The organism is Pseudonocardia lacus, assembly GCF_018531445.1.
GTDB classification, from domain to species: domain Bacteria; phylum Actinomycetota; class Actinomycetes; order Mycobacteriales; family Pseudonocardiaceae; genus Pseudonocardia; species Pseudonocardia lacus.
The window spans coordinates 1-1,548 of sequence record NZ_JAHDTH010000449.1 but is presented as its reverse complement, the minus strand read 5'-3'; the positions used below and the strand labels follow the sequence as shown (position 1 = coordinate 1,548).

Sequence of the window (1,548 nt, the reverse complement as noted above, 5' to 3'; positions counted from 1 at the left end):
GCGCGCCCGGAGGTCGCCGACCGCGCCGGCCGCACCACCCGCGTCGTCGGCATCGGCCGCGTCGGCGACGGCCTGCACCGCCGCGGCGACGTCGTCGTCGACCGCGCCGTCGCCGTCGGCGTCGGTCGCGGCGACCGCGTCGGCGTCCGCGTCGTCGTCGACCTGGCCGTCGCCGTCCTGGTCGGCGTCGACGACGCCGTCGGCGTCCACATCGGCGCCCGCGGCCAGCGCGGCCTGCGCCCGGCCGACCTGGTTCCGGTTCTGGTTCTGGTTCTGGCCCCCGGCGGCCGGGGGCGGTGTGCCGCCCGCACCGGCCGGGTCGGAGACGGTGGGGACCAGGGTGACCGCGAAGTACGTGTCGCCCTTGCGCGCGCCCAGCACCGTGATCGACGTGCCGTCGCGGTAGAACGCCTCGTCGCCGACGCCCGCGACCGGGACCGAGTTCTTGAACAACCGGTCGCGCTCGGACTCGAAGCGCCCGTTGTCGTTGGGCTGGACGTTGATCTGGTAGCTGAAGTTCCCGCCGATGGTGAACGAGCAGGTGTTGCCCGAGCCGACGATCTGGGTGCGCTGGTCGCCCGCGAGGTCGGCCACGGTGTTCTGGGACAGGAACCGGCACGGTTCCGGGCGCTCCCCGGCCTGCACCGCGGCCGGCGCGGTGACCGGTGCCGCGGGGACCACCGGCACGGCGCACCCGGCCACCGCGACCAGCAGCGACCCGGCCGCGACGCGGGCGATCGCGGATCGGGCCGGTGCTCCGCCTCGCGTCCTGCGGGCAGGCATCATCGTGGCACTCCTGTCCTCGTGGCCGCGGGCCCCGACGCGCGGGGGAGCATCTGGCGACCCGATGCGGGGGGAGCGGGGTCGCCTGCCGGGGGTGTCCGCGATCGGCGCCCATAGTGCTCGCGCCCGACGTCCGTCGCCAACTCCGGTGGCTCGTGGCGACGGACGTGACGGTGAGCTGACGGTGGCGTTCGCTCAACGGTTGGGCGCAGCGTCCCGATCGGGTAACGATCACCCGATCGGGCGTTCGCGCCCCGTGAGCAGCCGTCCGGCGCAGCCGCGCCTCCCCCGCCGGCCGCTCGTCGATGATCGGTGGACCTCCGGCGCAGCCCGTGGCGGAACCCCGCCACCGGGGTGTGGGTCGCGCGGTCCCCGACCGGCCGGCGCGGCTCTCGACGCCGCCCGGTGGGGCGAAGCAAGCGCGTGCTGACCGACCTGCTGGCGCCCAAGTGGTTGGACGTTTGCGGCGCCTTCGGCGCTGTGAGGGGCCTCCGGCGGTTCCTCCGCGGAGGGCGACCTCTGATCGAGCAGGGGCTTCCGGGGGTGGAGTGGCCGCTGTGCGGCCGGCGGGGGTGGGCCGGGTGTCCTCGCAGCGCGGGGTGGGTGTCGCAGCGCCGGGGGGGGGGGGGGGGGGGGGCCGCCCGGGGCGGGGGGGGGGGGGGCGGGGGGGGGGGGGGGGGGCGCGCGGGGGGGGGGGGGGGCCGCCGCGCCGGGTGGGGGTGTCCTCGCAGCGCCGGGTGGGTGCCGCAGCGCGGGCTGGGTGCT

Annotated in this window: 1 protein-coding gene; it reads right to left on the bottom strand. The window is 77.6% G+C overall.

Features of this window, described 5'->3' with window-relative positions; genetic code table 11:
• On the bottom strand, window positions 1-687 hold a 687-nt coding region (locus KIK08_RS38995; RefSeq protein ID WP_214408326.1), incomplete at its 3' end, for a hypothetical protein.
• Between the last annotated feature and the right edge of the window lie 861 nt (window positions 688-1,548).